The sequence below is a fragment of the Helicobacter valdiviensis genome (assembly GCF_003245365.1).
GTDB lineage: Bacteria > Campylobacterota > Campylobacteria > Campylobacterales > Helicobacteraceae > Helicobacter_D > Helicobacter_D valdiviensis.
On record NZ_NBIU01000030.1, the window covers coordinates 1 to 24,052 of the forward strand.

Annotated in this window: 19 protein-coding genes; 7 read left to right on the forward strand and 12 right to left on the reverse strand. The window is 31.8% G+C overall.

The features are described 5' to 3' along the window. Nucleotides 1-1,986, forward strand: a 1,986-nt coding sequence (locus B6S12_RS11140) for a hypothetical protein (protein ID WP_181451017.1), incomplete at its 5' end; no start/stop codon positions are given. A gap of 990 nt (nucleotides 1,987-2,976) precedes the next feature. Here the strand turns inward: B6S12_RS11140 and B6S12_RS08625 are convergent. The 10 genes from B6S12_RS08625 to gap all read right to left on the reverse strand — a co-directional run bounded on the left by B6S12_RS08625 (nucleotide 2,977) and on the right by gap (nucleotide 13,742). Further along, nucleotides 2,977-3,702, reverse strand: a complete 726-nt coding sequence (locus tag B6S12_RS08625; protein WP_111230390.1) for a hypothetical protein — start codon at nucleotides 3,700-3,702, stop codon at nucleotides 2,977-2,979. A gap of 134 nt (nucleotides 3,703-3,836) precedes the next feature. Continuing rightward, nucleotides 3,837-4,190, reverse strand: a complete 354-nt coding sequence (rplT, locus tag B6S12_RS08630) for a 50S ribosomal protein L20 (protein WP_111230391.1) — start codon at nucleotides 4,188-4,190, stop codon at nucleotides 3,837-3,839. Nucleotides 4,191-4,286: 96 nt separating this feature from the next. Further along, complete coding sequence (gene rpmI, locus B6S12_RS08635; RefSeq protein ID WP_111230392.1) at nucleotides 4,287-4,481, reverse strand: 50S ribosomal protein L35; 195 nt, start codon at nucleotides 4,479-4,481, stop codon at nucleotides 4,287-4,289. A 26-nt stretch (nucleotides 4,482-4,507) separates the two neighbouring features. After that, nucleotides 4,508-5,023, reverse strand: a complete 516-nt coding sequence (infC, locus tag B6S12_RS08640; protein WP_111230393.1) for a translation initiation factor IF-3 — start codon at nucleotides 5,021-5,023, stop codon at nucleotides 4,508-4,510. Then, nucleotides 5,020-6,837 carry a threonine--tRNA ligase gene (gene thrS / locus B6S12_RS08645; RefSeq protein ID WP_111230394.1) on the reverse strand — a complete coding sequence of 606 codons (1,818 nt, stop codon included), beginning with the start codon at nucleotides 6,835-6,837 and terminating at the stop codon, nucleotides 5,020-5,022. Before thrS ends, infC begins: the two co-directional genes overlap by 4 nt. A gap of 98 nt (nucleotides 6,838-6,935) precedes the next feature. Continuing rightward, entirely contained in the window at nucleotides 6,936-9,731 is a 2,796-nt protein-coding gene (locus B6S12_RS08650; protein WP_111230395.1) for a cytochrome c biogenesis protein CcsA, read from the reverse strand. A 127-nt stretch (nucleotides 9,732-9,858) separates the two neighbouring features. Further along, a complete protein-coding gene (locus tag B6S12_RS08655) occupies nucleotides 9,859-10,440 on the reverse strand; it encodes a SoxW family protein (RefSeq protein ID WP_111230396.1) in 582 nt (193 codons plus the stop codon). Beyond that, nucleotides 10,437-11,387 carry a ferrochelatase gene (gene hemH / locus B6S12_RS08660; RefSeq protein ID WP_111230397.1) on the reverse strand — a complete coding sequence of 317 codons (951 nt, stop codon included), beginning with the start codon at nucleotides 11,385-11,387 and terminating at the stop codon, nucleotides 10,437-10,439. Before hemH ends, B6S12_RS08655 begins: the two co-directional genes overlap by 4 nt. After that, nucleotides 11,380-12,735, reverse strand: a complete 1,356-nt coding sequence (locus tag B6S12_RS08665; protein WP_111230398.1) for a M99 family carboxypeptidase catalytic domain-containing protein — start codon at nucleotides 12,733-12,735, stop codon at nucleotides 11,380-11,382. The genes hemH and B6S12_RS08665 overlap by 8 nt, the downstream gene beginning before the upstream one ends. 2 nt (nucleotides 12,736-12,737) lie before the next feature. Further along, nucleotides 12,738-13,742, reverse strand: a complete 1,005-nt coding sequence (gene gap, locus B6S12_RS08670; protein ID WP_111230399.1) for a type I glyceraldehyde-3-phosphate dehydrogenase — start codon at nucleotides 13,740-13,742, stop codon at nucleotides 12,738-12,740. A gap of 169 nt (nucleotides 13,743-13,911) precedes the next feature. Here gap and B6S12_RS08675 point away from each other — a divergent pair, with 169 nt between their 5' ends. Continuing rightward, complete coding sequence (locus B6S12_RS08675; protein ID WP_111230400.1) at nucleotides 13,912-14,619, forward strand: Bax inhibitor-1/YccA family protein; 708 nt, start codon at nucleotides 13,912-13,914, stop codon at nucleotides 14,617-14,619. Continuing rightward, nucleotides 14,612-15,019, forward strand: coding sequence for a thiamine-phosphate pyrophosphorylase (locus B6S12_RS08680; RefSeq protein ID WP_111230401.1), 408 nt, complete (start codon nucleotides 14,612-14,614; stop codon nucleotides 15,017-15,019). The genes B6S12_RS08675 and B6S12_RS08680 overlap by 8 nt, the downstream gene beginning before the upstream one ends. Here B6S12_RS08680 and B6S12_RS08685 read toward each other — a convergent pair. Continuing rightward, nucleotides 15,008-15,895, reverse strand: a complete 888-nt coding sequence (locus tag B6S12_RS08685; RefSeq protein ID WP_245892636.1) for a DMT family transporter — start codon at nucleotides 15,893-15,895, stop codon at nucleotides 15,008-15,010. The two genes, B6S12_RS08680 and B6S12_RS08685, sit on opposite strands and share 12 nt — an antisense overlap. 79 nt (nucleotides 15,896-15,974) lie before the next feature. Here B6S12_RS08685 and der point away from each other — a divergent pair, with 79 nt between their 5' ends. After that, entirely contained in the window at nucleotides 15,975-17,366 is a 1,392-nt protein-coding gene (gene der, locus B6S12_RS08690) for a ribosome biogenesis GTPase Der (RefSeq protein ID WP_111230402.1), read from the forward strand. A 13-nt stretch (nucleotides 17,367-17,379) separates the two neighbouring features. Here der and hemW read toward each other — a convergent pair whose 3' ends face one another. Then, a complete protein-coding gene (gene hemW, locus B6S12_RS08695; RefSeq protein ID WP_111230403.1) occupies nucleotides 17,380-18,450 on the reverse strand; it encodes a radical SAM family heme chaperone HemW in 1,071 nt (356 codons plus the stop codon). A 90-nt stretch (nucleotides 18,451-18,540) separates the two neighbouring features. On the opposite strand from hemW, the gene B6S12_RS08700 reads away from it, so the two are divergent. Genes B6S12_RS08700 through B6S12_RS08710 form a run of 3 tightly spaced genes read left to right on the forward strand, consistent with a single transcriptional unit; the run spans nucleotide 18,541 to nucleotide 23,602 of the window. Then, nucleotides 18,541-19,797, forward strand: coding sequence for a TolC family protein (locus tag B6S12_RS08700; protein ID WP_111230407.1), 1,257 nt, complete (start codon nucleotides 18,541-18,543; stop codon nucleotides 19,795-19,797). Next, the gene (locus tag B6S12_RS08705) at nucleotides 19,794-20,531 is read left to right on the forward strand and encodes an efflux RND transporter periplasmic adaptor subunit (protein ID WP_111230404.1); all 738 of its coding nucleotides are present in this window, start codon (nucleotides 19,794-19,796) and stop codon (nucleotides 20,529-20,531) included. Before B6S12_RS08700 ends, B6S12_RS08705 begins: the two co-directional genes overlap by 4 nt. Further along, nucleotides 20,531-23,602: an efflux RND transporter permease subunit gene (locus B6S12_RS08710; protein WP_111230405.1), complete on the forward strand. Its 3,072-nt coding sequence runs from the start codon at nucleotides 20,531-20,533 to the stop codon at nucleotides 23,600-23,602. The genes B6S12_RS08705 and B6S12_RS08710 overlap by 1 nt, the downstream gene beginning before the upstream one ends. Nucleotides 23,603-24,052 lie beyond the last annotated feature (450 nt).

Sequence of the window (24,052 nt, forward strand, 5' to 3'; positions counted from 1 at the left end):
ATTACTACTAAAAATGGTTTAACTCTTATTGGAAATAAAGTTGATATTCAAAAAGGAAATTTAATCAATACAGGAACAAATAAAGATAAAAACCAATCTATCTATTTAGTAGGAGATAAAATCTATATAGATGCAGATGCTACAAATCTAAGTGGAAATACTATCTATGCTACTGCTTTTAGCAAAGGATATATCCAAAGACAAATGAATAAGTTTGCTAAAGATAATTATCAATTTGGAAACTATGATAAGCTAATCACAAATCAAGGCTATACAGATTCTAATAATACTACCACACAAGGAAAAGACTTTAAAAAAGCAATCACTATAGGGAATATGGGAAGTGCAATAGAAAACGCAAAAGAATGGTGGTATTTTGCAGATGGGTGGAATTATGATGATGAAGTGTTAAATAAATGGGGAAGAGGTGATATTAGGGATATAGATGAATTTAGATTAGTGGGGGATATTGATTTTGGAGGAGATAAGGGAAAGAACTATGCAAATTTTGGCATTGATTTAGATGGGAATGGAACAATAGAATCTCATGAATATACAAATATGATAATTTCTCATCGAATATTTAATGATAAAACAGATGGTTTTAATAAGGTATTTGATGGGCAAGGATATACACTAAGCAATATTAATATTGACCATGAAGTTAATAAGGGTGGAACGCACAGCGTTGGAATATTTGGAATGGTATCAGAAGGTGGTATTTTAAAGAATGTTAATGTAGATTATAAAGGAGGGGGTGTTAGTGCTTCTTCTATAGGTAATGGTATTCAAGGTATAGGTGGATTTGTAGGAGCTGCTTATGGTGGAACTTTTGAAAATATTAAATTATACAATCTTAGTAAAGTTTCAACAGACAGCACTAAATTCAGTGTTAATGGAGTAGGGGGCTTTATTGGGTATATAGCAAGAAATTCGCAATATATAGATATTGATGTTTATTTGACACCTAGTGCAATTATTGAAAATACTTCAAATAATCCAAAAAGCACAAAAGGTAAATTCTTCGGAATAGTAGATGATGATAATGTAGATAATTTAATTTTGGACAATATTAATGTTTATTACAAGAAAGATACTTTGGGGGAAGCAACAGCAGATCAAGGCTATGCGGACAAAGGAATTACCTTTATTGCTTATGATGAAGAACCTATAGTGGAGATAAAAGACAACAATAATGGTTTAACAGAAGTTATCTTAGATAAAAGCGATTATGATAGCTCTATTGTAACAGATATTTATAACCAAATTGTAGGAGAGGAAATTGTTGTGGATTTAGAACAACTCTTTATCTATGATACTGAAACTAAAAGAATTGTTTTAAATGAAAAATATTTAGAAACTATAGGAAAATATTATCCGCAAGCTGTTGCTTTTCTAGAAGCATTTTATAGTGAAGAAGGATTGGGGGATAAATTTGAGGAGTGGTATAATTTAGGTATTGATGATAATATAGGAAAAATAACGCAAGCTAAAAATGACTTTTTAGACTTTTTAAACAATAATCTACAAACTAAAATCAAACTCTTTGAAGAATGGAAAAGCAATTATGAACTTTATACTTCAGGACTTGCTACAGAAGAACAAATGAAAAACTTAGAGAGTTGGTTTAAAAACAATGGAGCAAATCTAAAAGCTTACCAAGCTTTCTTAGATAATCCTATGCTAACAGATATTGGAGAACATAACTTTAAATTAGGAGATGGCTCTCTATCCTTTGTCAATGGAAAAGGTTATAAAGGCTTAAGCACTCCAATACAACAAGAAGGAGGAAGTGATCAAACTATAACTTCTCCTCTAAAAGACATCAATGCTTCTATGCTAGATAAACAACAAGTAGTCTTAATAAAACCAGCAGAAGAAGAAAAAGAAACACTAGATGAAGAAAAAGGAGTGTTAAACCAAAGAACTTGTGTAGTGAGTGAAAACTTTAAGACAAATAATCCTTGTATGGCACAAAGAATATAGAGGAAATTCGTATTGGAGTAAGCATTTAAGAGATTTTAAAAATTTTATAGGGTTCGCAGATTATTTATCTAGCCTCACCCTAAAAATTTTTAAAAAACTCCTAAAGCCTTACTGCCACTACTAAAATTTATTTAATTTTTCAAATAACTATATTAAAAACTCTCTAACCTCTCAAAATTTCATAAAAAGCTAAAGCTATATACCGTAACTACTAGAATTTATTACATCTTTTTCTTTTTTAGCCTCGTTCCAAAAATTTATTAAAAACTCACAAAGCTCATCCGCCACTACTAGAATTTATTAACCTATCTTTATAACTTTGTTTTAAAACAACTAAATCTCTTAAAAGCTTTCAAGTCTTTTATTCTAGTCATAACTACTAAAATTTATTTAATTTCTTAGATGACTTACTTTTGAAAAACCTTTTAAAACTTTTATTCTATTCTTAGCTAATAGAATTTAATACATTGTCATTGCGAGAGCCTTTAGGCTCGTGGCAATCTAATAAAAACATTAAAAGTTTAAAATTCTCTCCTTGTTATTCTAAGAGCTTTTAACAAAGAAACTTTGTATTAAAAGATTAAATAATAAAATATCTCTAGTTATTAAAAAGATATTTCGCTTTGCTCAATATGATGAACAAATTTTAATACAAGAAGTGAAACGACAAAGCAATCTAAAAAACATTAATATGATAAAAAGAAAGCTACCTACTTTGTAATAGCAAATAATGTTCTTATAAAATTTCTTATTATTGTAATTTTTATTTAAGTAAATTGTGATAATCCCTTTTATTAAGTTTATAAATAATATATATTAAACATTAGAATTTTAAATTTTTAGAATACTATGGGTTAGTGTTTTTGGAGTGATGAAGTGGTATATTTTAGATTTGGCAACCTCTTGAAATTATGGGTATGTTTTAGGCTTTTTGTTTTTGTGGTATAAGAGTGTGATACACTCTTATATTTTGTGAAATTTTAGGGAATGCTATTTGCAAATAAAGCTTGCTTTTGCATTTAGTGTTTTTAGTTCTTTTTTGTTATTTGGCATAGAAATGCTTTCTAAAGCAATGCTAGAAGCATTTGAGAGCATTGTATCGCTTTTTTTTGCAAGGGGAGATGGGAAGCTTAAATCATTTTTGCCTAAAGTAACTTCTTCAATGGAGCATTTTTTGCGTGTGATCTTGGAATAATTTTGTGCTTTTTGCATAATTTTTACTAAAAGTTCTTCTTGTAATTTTTCATCAATTTGTTTGATATTTTCCGCACTTGCCATATTTTGCACTTTTGGAATGCTAAAGAGTAGCCATTTATTTTTGGAAACTTCTGCTTCAATAAATTTTAAGTAAGAATTAAAAAGATCAGTTTCTTTGGGGGTAAAATTGCATTCTAAATTATAATAAGTTTCAAATCCATTTTGTTCTCTTTTATTATTTTTGTATTCATAAGATGGCGTAATTTCAAAACTTCCACCCTCACAAATATTGCCTAAAACTTTTTGATTAATTGCATTAAAAGTTTTAATAATAGAATTTTTATCTTCTAATGAAAGGTTCTTAGTTTCTCTTAATTTTTGTGAGCCTAATATTTGAATTTCGCTTTTATAGGAGTTATTGGGTATTTCTTTTGAAAGTTCAAAACTTTGTGTTATTTTCATTTCTCCTGCTGTGAGCAATCCACTTATAAATGCAGTCAGTAGCAATGTTTTTTTCATAAAAATCCTTAAAATCAAAATTTATATATTATAGCAAAATAAATAAATTTTTAAAAATCGAGATTTTTTATTTTATGATTTTTGTGTGAAGCTAATATGAAGTTAAAGGTTAGAGCCTTTTTGGCCCTAACTTCTTAGAGTGCTTTTTTTGCACTCTCTACAATTTTTGCAAAGTTTGCTGGCTCATTCATAGCGATATCTGCTAGTATTTTTCTATCTAGCGCAATGCCTGCCTTTTTTAAGCCAAACATAAATCTTGAATAAGAGATTGCATTAATTCTGCATGCTGCATTAATTCTCACAATCCATAATTTTCTAAAGTCTCTTTTCTTTTGTTTTCTGTCGCGGAACGTATAACATAAACTTCTTTCTAGCTGTTCCTTAGCTTTTCTAAAATGCTTGCGTCTTGCACTATAAAAACCTCTTGCTAGCTTTAAGATTTTTTTGTGTCTTCTTCTTCTTACAACACCTGTTTTTACTCTTGCCATTTTTATTCCTTTACCATATTGTGGTGTGGTATTTTTACCAAACTTGCCCTAAAAATTAGGGGAATGACATACTAAAATGTATGAAACTTTAAAACCTTATGCCATACATAGCATTTTTTTAACAGATTCAAGATTTGCATCATGAACATATTTTGGTGCGTTTAAGTTTGCGATTTTTCTTGGTCGCTTTTTGGTCAAAATATGACTTTTATAAGCAGAACCGCGTTTAATAAGATTCTTTTTAAGCTTGAATCTCTTCGCTGCACCACGATTTGTTTTCATTTTTGGCATCGCTTTACTCCTTTCATAAGATAAAATTATTTTTTGGGTGTTACGAGCATATTTACATAACGCCCTTCTACTTTGAAATCTCTATCTACATTTGCAACATCTTCTAGCATGGTTGCAACTTTTTCTAGGACTTCAAAACCTGCTTGAGGCTCGCTTACCTCACGCCCACGCAAGAAAACTCTAAATCTTACATGTTTATTTTCTTCTAAAAACTCTCTTGCATGTTTGACTTTATAGTTAATGTCATTAATAGCAATTTTTACAGAGAGTTTTATCTCTTTGATTTCAATTTGCTTTTGTTTTTTCTTGGCTTCTTTTAGCTTTTTTTCTTGCTGGTAGCGAAACTTCCCATAATCCATAATTTTACATACAGGCGGTTTTGCATTTGCAGCAATTAAAACTAAGTCTAGTCCTTTTTGTTCTGCAATCTTTAAGGCTTCTTCGGAGCTAACTACACCATATTGCTCACCATCATCACCTACACAACGAACTTCTGGAAAATCAATCTCCTCATTTAGGATCACTTCTTCATTCTTACTCAAAAACTAACCTCACTCATTTTCTCCTTTAATAGTTTAATAAACTCCTCTTTTTGCATAATACTTTGCTCTTTGTTTCTTCTGTCTCTAATGGATACTTTTTGTTCTTCTACCTCCTTAGCTCCAATTACTGCTATCATAGGAACTCTTTGCTTTTCAGCATTTCTAATTCTTTTATTAAGAGTTTCATTTTTATTTTCAATTTCTGCATAGATGCCAAGTTTTAAAAGCTCATTGCGTAAATTGACTGCATAAGCATTTTGTTCTTCACCGATAGGAATGATGATAAGCTGTGTGGGAGCAATAAAGAAAGGGAACTCACCTCCAAAATGCTCTGTTAATATAGCAATAAAACGCTCAAAACTACCTAAAATTGCTCTATGTATCATCACAGGTTGCTGTGCACTGTTTTGCTCATCTGTATATTCTAACTGGAAGCGTTCTGGCAAGTTCATATCAATTTGGATAGTTCCGCATTGCCATTTTCTGCCAATCGCATCTGTAATTTTAATATCAATCTTAGGACCATAGAATGCACCACCACCCTCATCGATTTTATAGGGAATCTTGCAAGTTTCAAGCGCATTTTTTAACGCAAGTGTAGCTTCTTCCCAAATGCTGTCTCCACCTATAGACTTTTCTGGGCGTGTGGAGATTTCCATCTCGTAGCTAAAATCAAATGCTGCCATGATTTTTTGTGTAAAATCAATGATATTTTGCACCTCGCTTGCAATTTGATTGGGGCGACAGAAGATATGGGCGTCATCTTGTGTAAATTCTCTAACCCTTAACAAACCATGTAAAACACCACTTTTTTCGTGGCGATGCACTACACCATATTCATAAAATCTCAGTGGTAAATCACGATAGCTTCTTAAGGCACTTTGATAAACTTTAATATGCCCTACGCAATTCATAGGTTTAATGCCGTATTCTACTTCATCAATAGTGGTAAAATACATATTTTCCCCATAGTTTGCATAATGTCCGCTTGTCTTCCAAACTGCACTTTTTAGGATTTCTGGTCCTCTTACAGGCTCATATTCTCGCTCAATTAATGCTTGTGTAAGAAGTTTTTCAATATTTCTTCTAAGTCTTGCACCTTTTGGAAGCCATATTGGAAGTCCTGCACCCACTTCTTCATCAAAAGTGAAAAGCTCCATTTCTACGCCAAGTTTTCTATGATCGCGTTTTTTGGCTTCTTCCATTTGTCTTAGGTATTGATTTAAGCTTTCCTTATCTGCAAAGGCAATGCCATAGATTCTTGTTAGCATTTCTGCTTTTTCATCCCCTCCTAAATATGCCCCTGCAATTTTAGTAAGCTTAAAGGCTTGAAGAAGTTTTAGGGTGGGTAGATGGGGACCTTTGCATAAATCCTCAAAATCTCCTTGCGAATAAATACTAAGTGTTCCATCTCCTTGCGGTATTTTGCTAATTACGGCTTGTTTTAAGTCATCATTGGCAAATTTTGTGATTGCCTCTTCCCTTTTTAGGTGATATTTTGTAATAGATTGCCCCTTTTTAGCGATTTCTTTCATCTTGGTTTCTATTTTTGCTAAATCTTCTTCGCTGATTTTTTGATCTACTCTAAAATCATAATAAAAACCTTCTTCTACGACAGGTCCGACAAAAAATTGTGCTTCTGGATAAAGTGCCTTGATAGCTTCTGCCATTAAATGGGCACAAGTATGTCGCATAATTGCTAAAGATAAAGGAGAATTATCAAAATAAATTTCCTCTCCGCTTATATTAAGCTCTTGTGCTGTTTGTGTATCATAAATCTCATCTTGGATTTTGTAACCTATTATTCGAGACATTAAAAACTTGCCTTTTTACTCTATAAATTTTCAAAACAAAAAGCTTATTATAGCAAAAAAACAACAAATATGGCTTAATCTAAAGAAAGTTCTTTAGATTAAGAGAGCTTTGGAGATTGTAAATCGCTTTTTCTTGAGGCTAGGATAATCAATAAAATTGTAGTTGCAACAAAATAATAAAGGAAAGGCGGAATAGGAAGTGGATCGCCTGCTGCATAAGAATGCAAGCCAGAAAGGTAGAAATTTACTCCAAAATAAGTCATTAAGATAGAATAAAATGCTACTACACTTAAAGTTGCAAACACATAAGGAGAATTACCCTTAGGTATAAATCTAGCGTGTAAAACAATGATATATACAACAATAGAAATTAAAGCCCATGTTTCTTTTGGATCCCAGCCCCAATAGCGTCCCCAAGATTCATTAGCCCACACACCTCCTAAAAAATTTCCAACAGTAAGCATTGCTAAACCTAAAATCATTGCCATTTCATTGATAACATGTAAAGTCAAGATGGTTGAATCAATTTGAGGATAATTTTTGCTACGGAAGATAAATAGCACTAGAGTGATTGCACCTAATAAGAAGCAAAGTCCTAAAAACCCATAACTTGCAGTGATGATGGAAACATGGATGTTAAGCCAGTAAGATTTTAAAACAGGCACAAGATTTCCAATTTGTGGATCCATAAAACCTAAATGTGCCACAAAAAGAGAAATACCTGCTAAAAAGCTTGCAGTAGAAAGTGCTAAATAGCTACGCCTAAAGAAAAGCACTCCTGCAATACCAGCAGCCCAAGCAATATAAATCATTGATTCATAAGCATTACTCCAAGGAGCATGTCCGCCTACATACCATCTTATGCCTAGTCCTATTGTGTGTATTAAGACAGAGATTACTATGAGGACATAAAGGATTTTATTAAAAAGAGTAAAAACACTTTCATTTCTGAAGATTTGCGTAATTACTGAGAAAAATAAAATCAATCCTATAACAATATAAAAATATGTTAGATTATCAAAAATATTGTAATGGTTTAAGAAAATTTCTAAATCTAGCTTGATTTTTGGAGGCAATAAATCTTTGCCAAATTTTTCTTGCATAGTTTCAAGGGTTGTAAGAACTAAATTAGAATTTTCCCAATTGTTTTCTACAAGTCCTTTGTGAAAGCTTTCAAAATATGCCCCAAAAAGTTTTCTAATTTGTTTGGCATTTTCATCCTTGAAGCTACCCATTGCATCAGTTGGAGCATACCAAGTGTGATCTTTTTGTTCAAAGTCAGGAATAATTCTTAAAGCTTGTGCAGTATAAATTAAAAAAGCAGCATTAATTCTCTCATCTACCTCAATAACATCTTTATCAAATGTGCTACGCATAGCAGGTTTTTTTCTGTTGGCTTCTTCTACAAAGTTGGTTAATTTATATTCGCCTTTTTTTGTGAAAAAATCGTCAAAAGCAATGCGTTTTTGGTTTTTATCAACACCTATTAATTCTCTTAATTTTGGAGTTTTGGTGTAAATCATATTAATGCGTTTAAACTCTGCTGGATAAGCCATCATTCCCAAAAGAACCTGCATATAACTTAAATCTTGAAAGTTATTTGTTTTTGTAATTTTATGAATGTATTCCATAGCTAGAGTATCAAGTGGCTTAATTCTTCCCCCAAAGTCTTGCACTAAAATCTTGCCAAATCTTAATGCATGTTGGTTGGAATTTTTTTGGAGATGATTTAATAAATCTTGAATACTTTCTTTTGTAATGGTTATTTGTGGGTGTGGATTTGTAGTATTGGCTTCATTAGGTTGTGCATAAAGAGGTGCATTAAAAATCGCTAAACTAAGAGCAACCAAAAGGGCTAAATTTTGATTTTTTAGATATCTTCCAAGCCTATAAAAGCGTCCATTTTTTACAAAAAAAGACCATAAAAGCCCAAGAGTTAGCATAGCATATCCAATATAAGTGGGGATTTTTCCTGGATCTTTATTGACAGAAAGAACAGTTCCTAGCTCATCTTGATCATAAGAAGATTGGAAAAATCTAAAGCCACCATAATCTAAAACATTATTCATAAAAATTCTATAAGGTTGTTTAATGTTGTTTATAGGATCTTCTAAGATAATTTCTGAAGCATAAGAGGAAGGACTCATAGAGCCTGCATAACGATCAAGTTGAAAGTCTTTAAGTTCTAAATAAAAAGGAATAACTTTATCAATGCTTCCCCATTCTAATCCAAGTTTTAAATCGCCCATCATAAAAATAAGAGGACCTTGCCCCATTGTATTTTTTTCAACTTCTATAACCTCTTTATTTCCTTGATAACCTACCTCTACCTTTAAGCGATCCAAAGACATTTTGTCTTCGGCTGGAGTGTAATCTAAAAATTTTATACTAATTGTCTCATTGCTTGAAGGGATAGGAAAGCTTTTATCAAATTGATCTTGAACTAATGGAGTAATATTTGTTGGGAAATAAGCTCGATAAACTTTATCTGTTTTGAGTAAAATGGTTAAAAACTCTTCTTGAGTTCTAATGGTATTGCTTTTCTCTCCTTCTCTTATATGCATAACACCTTCAAATCCATAATAGCGTGTAATGGCTGCTCCTATAAAAATTACTATTAAAGAGGAGTGGAACAAAAGGCTTGCATATTTTTTCCTTTGCCAAGCACGCGAGAGCAGTAAAACTCCTATGAGATTAAACACAATCAGTAAATGCAGTAAATCAAACCATTGTGTATTATAAATAAGAGCTTTGGCAGATGGGGTTCCATAATCATTTTCTATAAAAGTTGCTATCGCACAGGCACTCCCATAAAAAAAGAGTAAAACAAAAGTAACCCAAAAATTACAAAAACCTTTGATAATAAAATCTAAAAATCTTCTAACACTTTTCATGACTTCCTTTCTTTGCAAAAGAACAAAAATAAAACCTATATTCTATTGTCGCTTAGCTAACCATTGATAAACCAAGTAATAAACCAAAATTATTTTGTTTATTACTTATAGTTTTAATGAATGGGATTTAAGAGGCAAGTGCTGTTTGTATTTTTGTCGCAATTTCTTTTTCGTTTAAATTTTCTAATGTTTTATCGTTAAGAAATTTTAAAGTAGCTAAAAATTTCTCTTTAGGCATAAAACCTGGATAGACATATAAAATCTTTCCTTTAGGGCTTAAAAATACCATTGTGGGAGTAGGTTTGATGTTAAAATATGCACCTAGTTCTGCTGTGCTTAGAGATTTTTCTGGCATAAAGTCAATTTTATGCTCTTTAGAATAGCTTAGATTGATATAATAGGGAGTATAGTTTGTTTGGATATAGTTTTTAATTTCTGCCTCTTCTTTAATGAGTGTTTTTAACTTATCACAAAAAATGCAACCATTTGCAGCAAATACCAAAAAATAGGGCTTGTCATTTGTAGTGATTTCTTGTGTATCTAAAAAAACATCTGCAACTTCTGCATAGGAGTTTTTATCAATATTTTGCATAGCTTGAATATGGCTAGTAGAATTTTGAGTGCCACTAGAAACTAACTCTTCTTCTTTGTTGCAACCAACAAAAAAACTTATTAAAACTGTTAAAATCAAGAGATGAAATTTTTTCATTTTGCTTCCTTTATTTGTTCTAAGATGAATTTTGCAAAATCATCATCATCATTTAGGCATTGGCAAACTCTAAAGTCTTTAATACCCAAATGATGCGCTTCTTGCTTATATTGTAATGAGAGTTCAAAATCTGTTTCAGAATTATCCATACTAAATGCAATAGGATAGATAATGAGATTTTTATCTTTATAAGATTTTAATAGATTTTGCAAATTAGGCTCTAACCATTTAATGGGACCAATTTTGGATTGGTAAGCTACTTTGATACTTGAGAATTTTAAGCCTTCTTTTATAAGAAGTTGTTTTAAGATTTCCACATTTTCTAAAATTTCTTTTTGGTAGGGATCGCCTCTGTCTATATTTCTTTGAGGCAAAGAATGTGCAGAAAATATGAGATGAAACTCTTCTGCATTTTCATTTCCTAAACTTTCTTTAATTTTTTTTAGTATGACTTGATTGTAAAGTTCTTTAAAATAGTAGTTTTTAACCACTTTGATTTTGGGTTGGTATTTTAAATCTTGTAAAGCTTTTAAAAAATCTTCATAAGAGGATTGAAAAGTCGTGTAGCTAAAATGTGGATACATACTAAAAAGAATAATCTCTTCAAATCCTTTTTGCATAAGATCAAAAGCTACCATTTTGGCAAAGGGTGGAGTATAACGCATAGCATAGGTAAAATAGTATTCATCATTTTGTGCATTTAATTTTTCGCAAAGAGAAAAAGTATGTGCAACAAGAGGGGATTTTCCGCCAATTTGTTTGTAGTTATTTTGTGATTCTTCTAAGCGTTTATTGACGATAAAATTTGCTACCATTTTACGCATAAAATCAGATTTTATACTAAGAATATAAGGATCGTTAAACATATTTTGCAAGAAAACTTTAACTTCATGCAAGGAGTTTGGACCTCCCATATTTAAAAGAACGACAGCTTTATTTTTATTCATTGTTTTGCTCCATTACTACCATACCGCAAAAATTATTATCTTTATAAGCTTCTACTCTAAAGCTTTTTCCTAGCTTATCTAGGCTGAAATTTTTATCAATTTTGTCAATATAGATGTTATCTTCACTAAGTATTCCTTTTTTAGAATAGCCTATTACATTAATTCTTATACCATCTTTAGAATGGATGAGAAAGCCTTCTTTGAAGCTTGCAGAATCACCTAGTTTAATGTTTTTGTTTTCTTGATGGTCGGCTTGTATTTCTAAGCTCTCTAAATTGCAATTTGTGTCAAAGTAATCAGGTTTTAAGATACTTATTCTTTTGTGTCCTATATAGATTTCATAGCCTTGTTGGGTTTGTTTTACTCTTCCAAGAGGGTGAGAAAATATAAAAGAATTTTTATCCTTTTTTAAAGGAGTAAAATTAATTTGGGTTCTTAAATTGCTTAAGTTTAATGTAATTTTTTCATTGATTTTTAAAGTTCCTAAATTAGCCAATTTTTCTTTTACTCTCTCTAATGTAAAGTCAAAATTGCGTGAAAATGTAATACCTAAAATCTCCATAAGAGCTTCAATAGAGCTTAATTGATAATATACTTTTAAATCAAGTTCTTTTATGTTTTTGCTTGTTTCAATAGCAATAGAGGGTTTTAAGTGTGTAATGGCAAAAAAGGTTAAAGAATTTTGTTGTTCCTCGTCTTTAAAGCGTGTTTGCGTATTTCTGACACCAAAAGTGTGAAAATCATAATGTAGTTGTCTATTTAGCTTTGTTTCAATTTTTTTAGTAATTTCATCTAAATTACCAAAAGGCACATTATCGAGTGTTTTTTGATCAATTACATAAGTTTGTCCCCAAGCTTTGGGATTAAAGATTGCATTTTCCCATTTTTCTCTATAAAACCCATGTCCATCGTGTAAATTGATGATAAAATCTACCTCGTTACTTGTAATTAATTCTTTAATTTTAGCAACATTGTTAAAATCAGGATCATTTGGTTTAATTGTGGCAAACTTCCTATTCATATCGTTGTAAATTCCACGCCTAAAGGCTAAGATGCTATCAGGATTTAAATTGGGAATAACATAAAGATTTCCCTTGTTGATTTTATAAGAACTAAGTAAGAGAGAGGGGGTGAAATAGCCACCAGGTTCATCGCCATGGATTCCGCCAATCACAAGTAAAGTGGGGCCTTCCTCATCTCCTTTTAAATGGTAAATATCAAAAGGGGTATTTTGTTTTGTATTGGTATTTGGGGTATTTTTAGGTTTATGTGGCGTTGCTGTGGTTTTAGCATTAAGGAAGCCAAAACAGATACTAAAGATTAAAAAGATTTTTAAAATTGATTGCATTTTTATTCCATTATATATTTTGTCATTTCTAAAATGCGATGAGAATAACCCCATTCATTATCATACCATACCATTATCTTTGCCATATTACCACCTATTACAAAAGTAAGATCATTTGCGACTACGCCACTTAAAGGACAGTTTAAAAAATCTTGAGAAACCCCATAATTTTCATCAATACCTAAAATCCCTTTGAGACGATTTTGTGAAGCTTCTTTAAAAAGGGAATTTATGGCTTCTTGTGTGGTGCTTTTGCTTAAATTTACATTTAAATCCACCATAGAAACATCTGCAATAGGCACTCTGACGCTATGTCCGTGTAGTTTGTTCTTCATGTTAGGTAAAACTAAATGAAGTGCTTTTGCGGCACCAGTTGTGGTGGGTATCATATTGAGTGCAGCTGCTCTTGATCTTCTAAAATCGTCTTTTTTATGAGCACTATCAATTAAATTTTGATCATTTGTATAGCTGTGGATAGTGGTTAAAATCCCTTTTTCTACCCCAAAAGCTTCATCTAGTAACATAATAGTAGGTGCAAGAGCATTTGTGGTGCAACTTGCATTAGAGAGAATTTGCTCCCCTTTGTAATTTAGATGATTTACGCCTAACACGAAAGTGGGTGTATTATCTTTAGCGGGAGCAGAAAAAATTACGCGTTTTGCACCCTTTTTTAAATGGCTTTGCACTTCTTCTTTTTGCAAAAATAAACCGCTTGCTTCAATTACAATATCTGCATTTAAAATGTCAATAAAATCAGGATGTTTTTCTTGTGAAAAACGCACGGGAGTATCATTGAGTAAAAATAAGTTTTCTTCTAGTTTTTTAGAGATTAGTTTTTGGCATTGGTGGATAGAATCGTGGGTTAAAAGATAGTTTAAAACATCACTATTTGCTAAATCATTAACACCTACTAGGGTGATTTCTTCTTGCATTTTGCTAAGGGCTACTCTAGCGATTGTGCGTCCAATTCTGCCAAAACCATTAATAAAGACTTTTATTTTTTGCATTCTCTCTACTCTAAAATTTTACATTTACAATTTGAAAGTTGGTATTGTAACAAAAAATATATTTTTAAAAGCTTGATATAAAAGCTTTTTTACAAAAACTTTTTATTAACAAACTCTTAACAATTTTTAGTTATAATAAAAATTCAAAATTTTTTACAAGGATTTTTGAATGTCATTGTATAACAGAAGGTCAGTTAGTGGTTACACAGAGGAGCAAAATTCTTTTGCACAAAATGATGCGGCACTTATTAGTTTTGTAAAGCAAACTTATCAGCTTTTTGCGGCTTCACTTTTAGCGGCAACTGTGGGTGCTTATGTAGGGCTTAGCACAGGTGCAGGAGTAATGGTGGCTCAATATTATCTTGGATTTGTTATTTTAGAAATTGCACTTCTTGTTGGATTGTTTTTTGTAAAAGCAAAACCTGGAATTAATTTGGTAATGCTTTTTGCATTTACATTTATGACTGGTTTAACCCTAACTCCAATCTTAAGTAGAGTTTTAGGAATGCCAGGGGGTGGTGCTATTGTTGCACAAGCTTTCTTACTTACTACAATTATTTTTGGTGCAATGAGTATTTTTGCACTAAGAACTAAAAAAGATTTAGCAAGTATGGGAAAAATGCTATTTATTGCATTAATTATTGTAGTAATTGCTTCTGTTGTGAATTTCTTTTTAGGAAGCCCTTTATTGCAAGTTATTATTGCAGGAGTGGGAGCAATTTTGTTTAGTTTATTTATTGCTTATGATACACAAAATATCATAAGAGGATTATATGATAGTCCGATAATGGCGGCTGTTAGCTTGTATTTAGATTTTTTAAATCTTTTTATTTCACTTTTACAGCTACTAGGTATCTTTGGCTCATCTGATGAATAAGGATAAAGAGCAAAGTTCTCGTATTATTGATGCCAACCTTAATCGCCTAAGAGAGGGGATTAGGGTGGTAGAAGACATCTTGCGTTATTATTTTAACCACAAAGAATTTTCACAATTGCTAAAAAATCTACGCCATCAATGTATTTTACCTAATGAAGAAGAGTTTTTGCCTTTTAGAGATTCTCTAAAAGATGTGCTAAAGCCCTCAAGCAAAGAAGAACAAATACGCACAAGCTTGAAAGATATTTGCATTGCTAATTTTAAACGGGCTGAAGAATCTTCACGCGTTTTAGAGGAAATTTTGAAGCTAGATTCTTGTTTGCAAAGTCAAAAATTTAAAAATATTCGCTATGAGCTTTATGCACTAGAAAAAGAGGTGATGTTAAATTTATTTACTTAGCTTTTTTGAAAGAACTGCTAAAATCCCACTTAAAGCGATAAGCAACATTCCTAAAATTACAAAAAAGCTTGGAAGTGCATCGCCTAAAATAATTCCTGCTAGAGTTGCTAAAAAAATACTTACATAAGAGATGGCTCCAATTAGTGGAGGATTTCCCATGCCATAGGCTTTTGTAAGATAAATTTGTGCATAGGTAGAAACCACTCCTAATCCCAAAAGTAAAATCCATTCTTTAAGATTTGGCATAATAAAGGGTTCAAAAAGTGCAATGGGATAACTTTCATAGGGAACTAAAAGTGTAAGCAAGGGCAATAGAGTTCCGCTAAACATTAAAGAGCCAATGATAATGCGTTGGTCATAAAAATGTGCGAGTTTTGCAATGGATAAATAGGCTAAAGCTGCACCCACTCCGCTATAAATTCCAATGATAAAGCCTACCACACTTAAATCACCACTTGCTGGATTGCTAATGAGTAAAATCCCAAAAAATCCTATAAAGAGTGCAATCCAAAGTTTTAGTGAAACTTTATCATGGATAAAAATAGCACTAATAAGAGCCAAAAAGATAGGAGAAGTATAAGAAAAGCTAAAGGCAAGTCCAAGAGGCATTACAGACATATTATAAAAATATGCCATCATAGCACTCCCTCCAGCAAAACCTCTAAAAAACAACACAAAGGGTTTACCACCTTGCTTATTTTTTGGCGGATTTAATAAAAGGGCAATAAAAATCCAAAGAAATCCAAAAAGATTTCTAGCAAATGCCACTTCAATTACAGGCATATTGGGACTTAATACTTTTACAAACATTCCCATAATACAAAAAAGACAAGCAGCAAGTAACATAGCTAAAATTGCCTTATTATTTTGTGACATATTTCCTTCTTTAATCAATTTTATGGAATAATATCTTAATTTTTTTAAAAAGCAATAATTTTAATAAGGGTAATGAATAATGGAAGAATTTTATGGAACAATCGCAATTGTTGGAAGACCTAATGCGGGTAAAAGCTCACTTTTTAACCGATTTTGCAAAGAAAGAATAGCTATTACTTCAGAAGTGGCAGGAACAACGCGTGATGTGAAAAAAAATATTTTTTTATTAAAAGAGCGCCCTTATTTGCTTTTAGATACGGGTGGATTAGATAACCAAAATGATCTTTTTAAAAGTGTTAGCAAACATTCTCTTTTAGCTGGTGAGGGAGCAGATTTAATTCTTTATCTAGTAGATGGCAAACAACCCCCAAGCAATGAAGATAAAAGTATTTTTTATGCACTAGAGAAGAAAAATCCTAATATTTTTTTAGTGGTTAATAAAATTGATAATGAAAAAGAAGAAGCAAACGCATGGGAGTTTTCTAGTTTTGGAGCTAAGAGAGTCTTTTTTATTTCTGTTTCGCACAATAGAGGTATTAATAAGCTAGAAAATGCAATTGAAAAAGAGTTTAAAAACCATAATAAAAATTTAGAAAATCTTTTGCAAAATCAAGATGAGGAAGATTTGGAAGATTTGTTGTTAGAAGAAGATAACACACAAGAAGAAATCATTAATATAGGGATTATTGGCAGGGTAAATGTGGGTAAAAGCTCACTTTTAAATGCGCTTTTAAAAGAAGAGCGTTCAGTAGTATCAAGCATAGAGGGAACAACGATTGATCCTGTAGATGAGATAGGATATATCAATAATGTGAGAGTGAAATTTGTAGATACTGCAGGAATTAGGCGTAGAGGAAAGATTGAGGGATTAGAAAAATTTGCATTACATAGGACAAAGGGAGTGTTAGAACGCACAGATATTGCAATTTTAGTATTAGATGCTTCTAAGCCTTTTGTGGAATTAGATGAAAAAATTGCGGGTTTAGTTGATGAATATAAGCTAGGTGTTATTGTGGTATTAAATAAATGGGATATTGCTCATAAGGATTTTAAAGCTATCATGGAAGATTTTAAACTTAGATTTAAATTTTTAGAATACGCACCAATTCTTACAATTTCAGCTAAAAATGGACGCCATATCCAAAAATTAGAAGAAGAAATACTAAAAGTTTATAAAAATTTTAGCTCACGCCTTAGCACTTCAGTTTTAAATAATCTTATCAAAGAAGCTACACAAAAACATCCTATTCCTAGCGATAGAGGCAAGATTACTAAAATTTATTATGCTACACAATTTGATTGCAAACCTCCGCAAATTGCTTTAATTATGAATCGTCCTAATAGTTTGCATTTTAGCTATAAGCGATATTTGGTAAATTTTTTACGCCAAAGAATGGATTTTAGTGGAACAAGGATTATTTTTATTGCAAGAGGCAAGAATGCTTTTAAAGAAGAAGAGGATAACAATTAGCTTTATAAAATGCCTACTCACTTAAAAAAAGTGCGATTTCATCTCCTAAAAATAAATCATTGGCAATGATTTTGCCTTCCTCTTCTTTTACCTTTTTTTCTTTGAGTAAGATTTGGAGTTTTTTGGTATTTTTGATTTTATCCAAAGAAACGCCAAAAGAGGTGCGAAGCCCTAAAAATAAGCCCTCTAGCTCTAAATCTTCTTCGCTTAAATTTTCAATTTCTTCTTTAAGTGGATTTTGTATGTAATTTTCAAGTTTGGTTTGAGGGTAAAAGCGTTGATTGTGGATACAGCCTACAGCTCCTGCACCCACACCTATATAGGGTTTTTGCTCCCAATAACTGAGATTATGATAAGAAAAATGAGAGTTTTTGGCAAAATTACTTATTTCATACTGTAAAAAGCCTTCTTTTTCTAAGAGAGTTTTTACAAAATGTCCCATACTTGCAAAACCTGCAAATTCTCCGCTTAACTCTTTTTTCTTTTGTTTAAAAAATGCACTCCCCTCATCAATGCTAAGATGGTAAGCAGAAATATGAGAAGTGCCTAAACTTACAGCCTCTTGTACTTCTTTTTGCAAAAGAGTTTCATTGCATAAAGGAGTGCCATAGATTAAATCTATGCTTATTTTTTGGATATTAGCCCTCTTAAGAGAATTGATAGCTTCAAAAGTAGAAGAATTTTGATGGTTTCTTTCTAAAAATTGCAATTTTTGCGGAAAGAAACTTTGCACTCCAAGACTAACTCTATTTACTCCAAAATCCTTTAAAGTGCAAATCCACTCATAATTTAAAGAATTGGGATTTGCTTCAATGCTAACTTCTGCATGGCTTTGCAAATAGGGCGTGATTGCATTAAAAATAGGCTCATAAAGCTCTGCTTTAAGGACACTTGGAGTGCCTCCACCTATATAAAGAGAAGTAATTTTTAAATTTTCAAAGCTTTGGAGTTTAAAAAGAAGTTGGGAGTGCAAAGCTTGCATATAAGCAGTTTTTAGGTGGTTTTTATTTGCAAGAGAGTTAAAAGCACAATAGCCACATTTGCTATCGCAAAAAGGAATGTGTAAATAAAGGGAAGCGTGCATGAAAAAATCTCCAAAAATAAACGCGATTTTATCAAAATATTAGTTTTTTTAAGCACTTTTAGGAGAGAATTAAAGAAAATTTGGAGAGTTATGAGAGGGTTTTTTGTATTTTTAGCTTTTAGTTTGTGTTTATTTGGGCAAGATCAAAGTTTAAGAAATCTTTTGCAAAGTTCTAAAAATAATCCACTTCTTGAAGCTAAAAATTTTCAAAATAAGGCAGCACTTAAAGAAAAGCAAGCACTTTATTCTTTGTATTTGCCTAAGGTGGAAGTGGGCTATAATGCTCAAAGGTTGCAAAATCCAGATATTTTCTATCCAAAAGGGGTAGAGGGTGCTTATGTGGATGCTAAATGGCTTTTGTTTGATGGTTTTAAGCGTGAGGGAAAGCTTAAAATGGGGGATTTGAAAGAGAAAATGAGTAACCTAGAAGCTTTAAGCACGCAAGAGCAAATCCATTTAGAGATTATTAGGGGTTTTTATGGAGTGTTAACTTTAGAAAAAAAGCTAGAAGCCCTCAAAGCAAAAGAACAAGAACTTTTTCAAAATAGCCAAAAATTTAATACTTTAAACCTAGCAGGTTTAGCTCCTAAAGATACTTTAGAGGCAATTAAGGCGGAGTTTGCTAAAAATTCTTATGAAATAGAAGAGTTAAAAACAATTTTAATACAAGCTAAAGAGAATTTAAGTTTGTTAAGCGGTGTTGTCATTACAAAGTTACAAGAAGAGAAATTAAAAGAAGTGAATCAAAATTTAGAAGCAAAAGAAAGATTGGATTTACAAGCAAATTTACAAAAGGTTAAAATCAAGCAAGAAGAAATTTCACAATATAATTATTTGCCTACAATTACCCTAAATAACCGTTACACAAACTATCATTATCAACAAAGGCAGATACCTTTGTTGCCTTTTAGTTTTAAAATAGAGGATCCAGAATATCAAAATATGTTTGGTATCAATGTATCTTTAGTTGTTTTTGATAGCTTTGGCACACATTTGCAAAGAGAAAGCAAAAGAATGGAGCATTTAGCGGCAAATTCACAATACAGCTACCAAAAAGATAAAGGACAAAAGGAAAGATTAGTAGCAGAATATGCCCTAAAAAGTGCTAAAGAGAAAATACAATGGGCAAAGCAATCTTTAGAATCTGCAAAAATTGCTTATTTGTATGCAAAAGATAAATTTGATGCTCAACTTATTGATTACACACAATATTTAAATGCACTTAGCACTTATTTTGGTGCAAGTAGTTTTTATGATGAGGCAAGATTTTCTTATGAGATTAAAAAAGCGGAGTTTATTTATTATAGTGGAGAGAATTTAGAGGGCTTTGTAAAGGGGATAAGATGAGATTTTTGCTGGTATTTTTAATGTTTTTGCCCTTGTTTGCACAAGAAAGCAAGGAAATTTATGCTACTTTTAATATAGTGGCTTTAAAAAGCTCCACTTTAAGCTTAGCAAGTAGTGGAGTAGTAGAAGAGATTTTTAGTGATGTTGGCAATATCCATAAAAAGGGAGATAAACTTCTAAGTTTAAAAAATGGGGATTTGTTGCAAAATTTAAAAAGTGCATTTGCTTCTTTTAACGCACTTAGTAAAAAATACGAATTTAGCACCCAGCAATTTTTGCGTTATGAAAAGTCTAAAGAAGCAATTGATTTAAATACTTATGAGAAAATAAAAGCAGAGAAAGAAAGCTTGTTTTATGAATTAAAAAGAGCAGAAGCAAATTATAAACTCCAAAAAGAGCTCTATGATAAAACCTTCCTTTATGCTCCTTATGAGGGGATTGTAACTTATAAATATATAGAAATAGGAGAGGGTGTAGGAGCTATAAGCACAAAGCTTTTTAGCTATGAAAGTTTAGAGAAAAAGGCATTAATTGAATTTGATTCTAAGTATTTTACACAAGTTAAAAAAGGGGATAAATTTTATTATAAAATAGAGGGAAAAGAAGGATTGAAACCTCTTGTAATTAGCAAGATTTATCCTGCAATCATTGGGAAAAAAGCTATTGCAGAAGCAAGGTTTGAAGAAGAGATTGCAAGTGGAATTTTTGGAGATGGATTTATTAGGGAAAAATAATGTTTAAATTAATCTTAGCGCGTCCTATTGGTGTTTTGATGTTTATTTTGGCACTTGCATTTTTTGGTATGGGAGCGCTAAATCGTTTGAGTGTTGAGTTGTATCCTAATATTGATGTGCCTATGGTAACGATTACCACCGCATATCCAGGTGCTAATGCACAGATTGTAGAAAGTAAGGTAACTGATAAAATTGAAGAAGCAGTGAGTGGCATTGATGCTTTAAAGAAAATCACTTCTATTAGTGCAGATAATGTGAGCGTTGTGGTGGCTGAATTTGAGCTAGAAAAGCCTATTGAAGTAGCTGCTAATGATGTTAGGGATAAAGTTTCTAGTGTGAGTTTTGGAAGTGAGGTGAAATCTCCCATTGTGGAAAAATTAAACATAGGAGGCACAACTCCAGTAATTTCACTTTTTATAAGCCCTAAAAATCTCCCTAAAGACAAAAAAGAGCTTTTAGCATTGCATACACATACAGACTTAAACATAAAGCCACTTTTGCAAAGAATTAAAGGTGTAGGTAGAGTAAATCTAGTGGGGTTTTTAGAACGCGAAATCCATATTAAGCCAAGTCCTAGCACTCTAAATAAATATAATCTTACTTTTAGTGATGTAGCAAATGCAATTAATTCCCAAAATATAGAAATTGATGGAGGTAAGATTATCTCTAGCGATAAAGAATGGAAAATCTTAACCAAAGCGGATGCAAATTCTATTAAAGAATTAGAGGAAATTTTGGTGGGTGATCGCATAAGATTGGGAGATATTGCTTTAATTGAAGAATCTTTTAAGGAGCCACGCAGTTTTACAAGCTTGAAAATTAAAGCAAATTCTAAAGAAGAGGCAAATTCTCTTGGTGTGCTTTTAGAGATTGAAAAAATCACGGGTGCAAATGAGATAGAAATTACTAAAGCCATTAAGGAGCTTATGCCAAGCTTAGAAGCTTTGAGTAAGGATTATCAAATTACTCTAATTAGAGATACCACTACTTATATCAAAGATAGTTTAAAAGCGGTGCAATTTGATTTGATTTTAGGTGCAATTTTAGCAGTTTTGGTGGTTTTTATTTTTTTGAGGGATTTAAGGATTACGCTTATTGCAGCACTTAGCATACCTTCATCCATTTTGGGAACTTTTGCTTTAATGGAAGTTTTTGGAATGAGTTTAAATCTTGTAACTATGATTGCATTAACTTTAGCCATAGGGATTATTATTGATGATGCTATTGTGGTGATTGAGAATATTTATAAAAAAATGGAAGAGGGAAAGGAGAGGAGAGAAGCAGCGTATTTGGGTATAAAAGAGATTTCTTTTGCTCTTATTGCTATTTCTTGTATGCTTTTATCGGTGTTTGTGCCTATTGCGAATATGAGTGGGATTACAGGGAGGTTTTTTGTTTCTTTTGGAATAAGCTTGACTTTGGCGATTATTGTTTCTTATTTAGTGGTAATTAGCTTTATTCCAAGTCTTAGTGCTAGAGTTATCAAGCATACTAAAAGTGCTTTTTATCTAAAGAGCGAAAAATATTTTATAAAATTAGAGGAATTTTATATTAAGGTTTTAAATTTTGCTCTTAATTATTCTAAGGCTTTGCTTGTTGGAGTGTTTTTGCTTTTTGTGGCTTCTGTGTTTTTAATTACTAGGCTTGGGGTGGAATTTTTGCCTTCTGAAGATAAAGCAGAATTTGATATTAAGCTGACTGCAAAACCAGGAATTTCGCTAGAAGAAATGCGTAAGATTACATTAAAAGTGCAAGAAGAACTTTTAAAAGTGCAAGAAGTGGAATATAGCCTTTTAAATATAGGTTTTACAAGTGAGCAAAAAGTTTATGAGGGGAAAATTTATGTGCGTTTATCCCCTTATAATGAAAGGGAGAAGAGCCAAAAAGAAATAATGGCTAGTTTAAGAGAAACTTATAAAAAATATGCAAAAGAATTGAACTTAGAAATCACACTAATTGAAATACCTCAAATTAGCTTAGGAGAAGATGATAGTCCTTTGCAGCTTAGTTTATATTCTTTGCAAGATATAGCGTTAGAACAAAGTGTGCAAAAGATTCAAGATTTTATGGAAAAAAGTGGAAAATATAGAGATATTCATACAGATATTAAGCCCAAAACCCCGCAAATCACTCTAAAAATTGATAAAGCATTGGCAAGTAAGTATCATTTAAATGCTACACAAATTGCATTAGCAATTAGTAATGCTTTTAGTGGGGCTAGAGAGGTTTCTTATTTTAGAGAAAGGGGCAGGGAATATAGCATTATTCTTCTAAGTTCTAAAAAAGATGCTAAGGAGGATTTAAAACATCTTACTTTGAAAAACTCTTTAGGAGAAGTTGTATTTTTAGAAGGACTTGTAAGCTTTGAAGAAGAGGGGGCTTTAAGCTCAATTAAACGCTATGATAGGCAAAGAAGTGTGAATATTTATGCAAATTTGAATGAGGGAGTGAGTTTGGGGGAGGCAACAAGCCTCTTAGAGGATAATAAGGAAATTTGGCTAGAGCCTATGGTAAATTACAAAATAGAGGGTTATGCAAAATATATGCAAGAGACAAATTCTGCTTTTATTGTGGCTATGGTAAGTGCTTTTGTGTTGATTTATTTTATTTTAGCAACTTTATATGAATCGCTGCTGCAACCTTTGATTATTATGATTACTTTGCCGCTTAGCTTTGTGGGTGCATTTTTGGCTTTATTTGTGAGTGGGAATGCACTTAGTCTTTTTAGTATTATGGGATTAATGCTTCTTATGGGGCTTGTTGGTAAAAATGCAACCTTGCTTATTGATGTGGCAAATCTCAAAAGAGAAGAGGGGGAGACAATCAAAGAGGCACTTTTTAATGCGGGCAGGCTTAGATTAAGACCGATTTTAATGACAACAATAGCGATGGTTTTTGGTATGTTGCCTTTAGCCTTGGCACAAGGTGAGGGAAGTGCGATAAAATCTCCTATGGGAATTGCTATGATTGGGGGGTTATTGTTTTCTATGTTTTTAAGTCTTGTATTTGTGCCAATTTTTTATAGAATGTTAGCACCTTTGGATGATTTTTTAAAAAAATATTATAGATAATACGGTATATGGTAAATAGATTTTATAATACTGTATTTTATTGCTTTTAGATTGCTTTTCTATGGTTACAATGATAGAAAAAGGGAGCTTACAATAATAAACAGGGTTGCATGAATTTGTAATAATATGGTGGAAATGTCACTGCGAGCAGTGGAATACTGCATGGCAGTCTAAAGGGGGTTTGCATTGTAGGGTAAAACTCTATTGAAATACTTTTAAGTCTCTTGATTGTTCCTTGTAGATTGCCACGCAAATATTGCATATTTGCTCGCAATGACAACAACAAACAAGATAAAATTAAACAAAAATATAAAAAATAAATCATATTTTATTTTTAAAGTAATCTTAAAAGTTAAATGATAAAATTCTAATGTGTTTTAAGCAGTTTTTATTGTCTTTTAAAGGCTTTAAGGAGGCTCAATGGTAGAAATAAATATTTTTATGATACTA

Excerpts from the sequence above, each read along its gene's own strand:
- B6S12_RS08705 (WP_111230404.1), top strand. The coding sequence starts at position 19,794 with ATGAGATTTTTGCTGGTATTTTTAATGTTTTTGCCCTTGTTTGCACAA.
- B6S12_RS08680 (WP_111230401.1), top strand. The coding sequence starts at position 14,612 with ATGAATAAGGATAAAGAGCAAAGTTCTCGTATTATTGATGCCAACCTT.
- B6S12_RS08685 (WP_245892636.1), bottom strand. The coding sequence starts at position 15,895 with ATGTCACAAAATAATAAGGCAATTTTAGCTATGTTACTTGCTGCTTGT.
- B6S12_RS08700 (WP_111230407.1), top strand. The coding sequence starts at position 18,541 with ATGAGAGGGTTTTTTGTATTTTTAGCTTTTAGTTTGTGTTTATTTGGG.
- B6S12_RS08665 (WP_111230398.1), bottom strand. The coding sequence starts at position 12,735 with ATGCAATCAATTTTAAAAATCTTTTTAATCTTTAGTATCTGTTTTGGC.
- B6S12_RS08625 (WP_111230390.1), bottom strand. The coding sequence starts at position 3,702 with ATGAAAAAAACATTGCTACTGACTGCATTTATAAGTGGATTGCTCACA.
- hemW (WP_111230403.1), bottom strand. The coding sequence starts at position 18,450 with ATGCACGCTTCCCTTTATTTACACATTCCTTTTTGCGATAGCAAATGT.
- gap (WP_111230399.1), bottom strand. The coding sequence starts at position 13,742 with ATGCAAAAAATAAAAGTCTTTATTAATGGTTTTGGCAGAATTGGACGC.
- B6S12_RS08675 (WP_111230400.1), top strand. The coding sequence starts at position 13,912 with ATGTCATTGTATAACAGAAGGTCAGTTAGTGGTTACACAGAGGAGCAA.
- hemH (WP_111230397.1), bottom strand. The coding sequence starts at position 11,387 with ATGAATAAAAATAAAGCTGTCGTTCTTTTAAATATGGGAGGTCCAAAC.
- der (WP_111230402.1), top strand. The coding sequence starts at position 15,975 with ATGGAAGAATTTTATGGAACAATCGCAATTGTTGGAAGACCTAATGCG.
- B6S12_RS08655 (WP_111230396.1), bottom strand. The coding sequence starts at position 10,440 with ATGAAAAAATTTCATCTCTTGATTTTAACAGTTTTAATAAGTTTTTTT.
- rpmI (WP_111230392.1), bottom strand. The coding sequence starts at position 4,481 with ATGCCAAAAATGAAAACAAATCGTGGTGCAGCGAAGAGATTCAAGCTT.
- B6S12_RS08710 (WP_111230405.1), top strand. The coding sequence starts at position 20,531 with ATGTTTAAATTAATCTTAGCGCGTCCTATTGGTGTTTTGATGTTTATT.
- thrS (WP_111230394.1), bottom strand. The coding sequence starts at position 6,837 with ATGTCTCGAATAATAGGTTACAAAATCCAAGATGAGATTTATGATACA.
- B6S12_RS08650 (WP_111230395.1), bottom strand. The coding sequence starts at position 9,731 with ATGAAAAGTGTTAGAAGATTTTTAGATTTTATTATCAAAGGTTTTTGT.
- rplT (WP_111230391.1), bottom strand. The coding sequence starts at position 4,190 with ATGGCAAGAGTAAAAACAGGTGTTGTAAGAAGAAGAAGACACAAAAAA.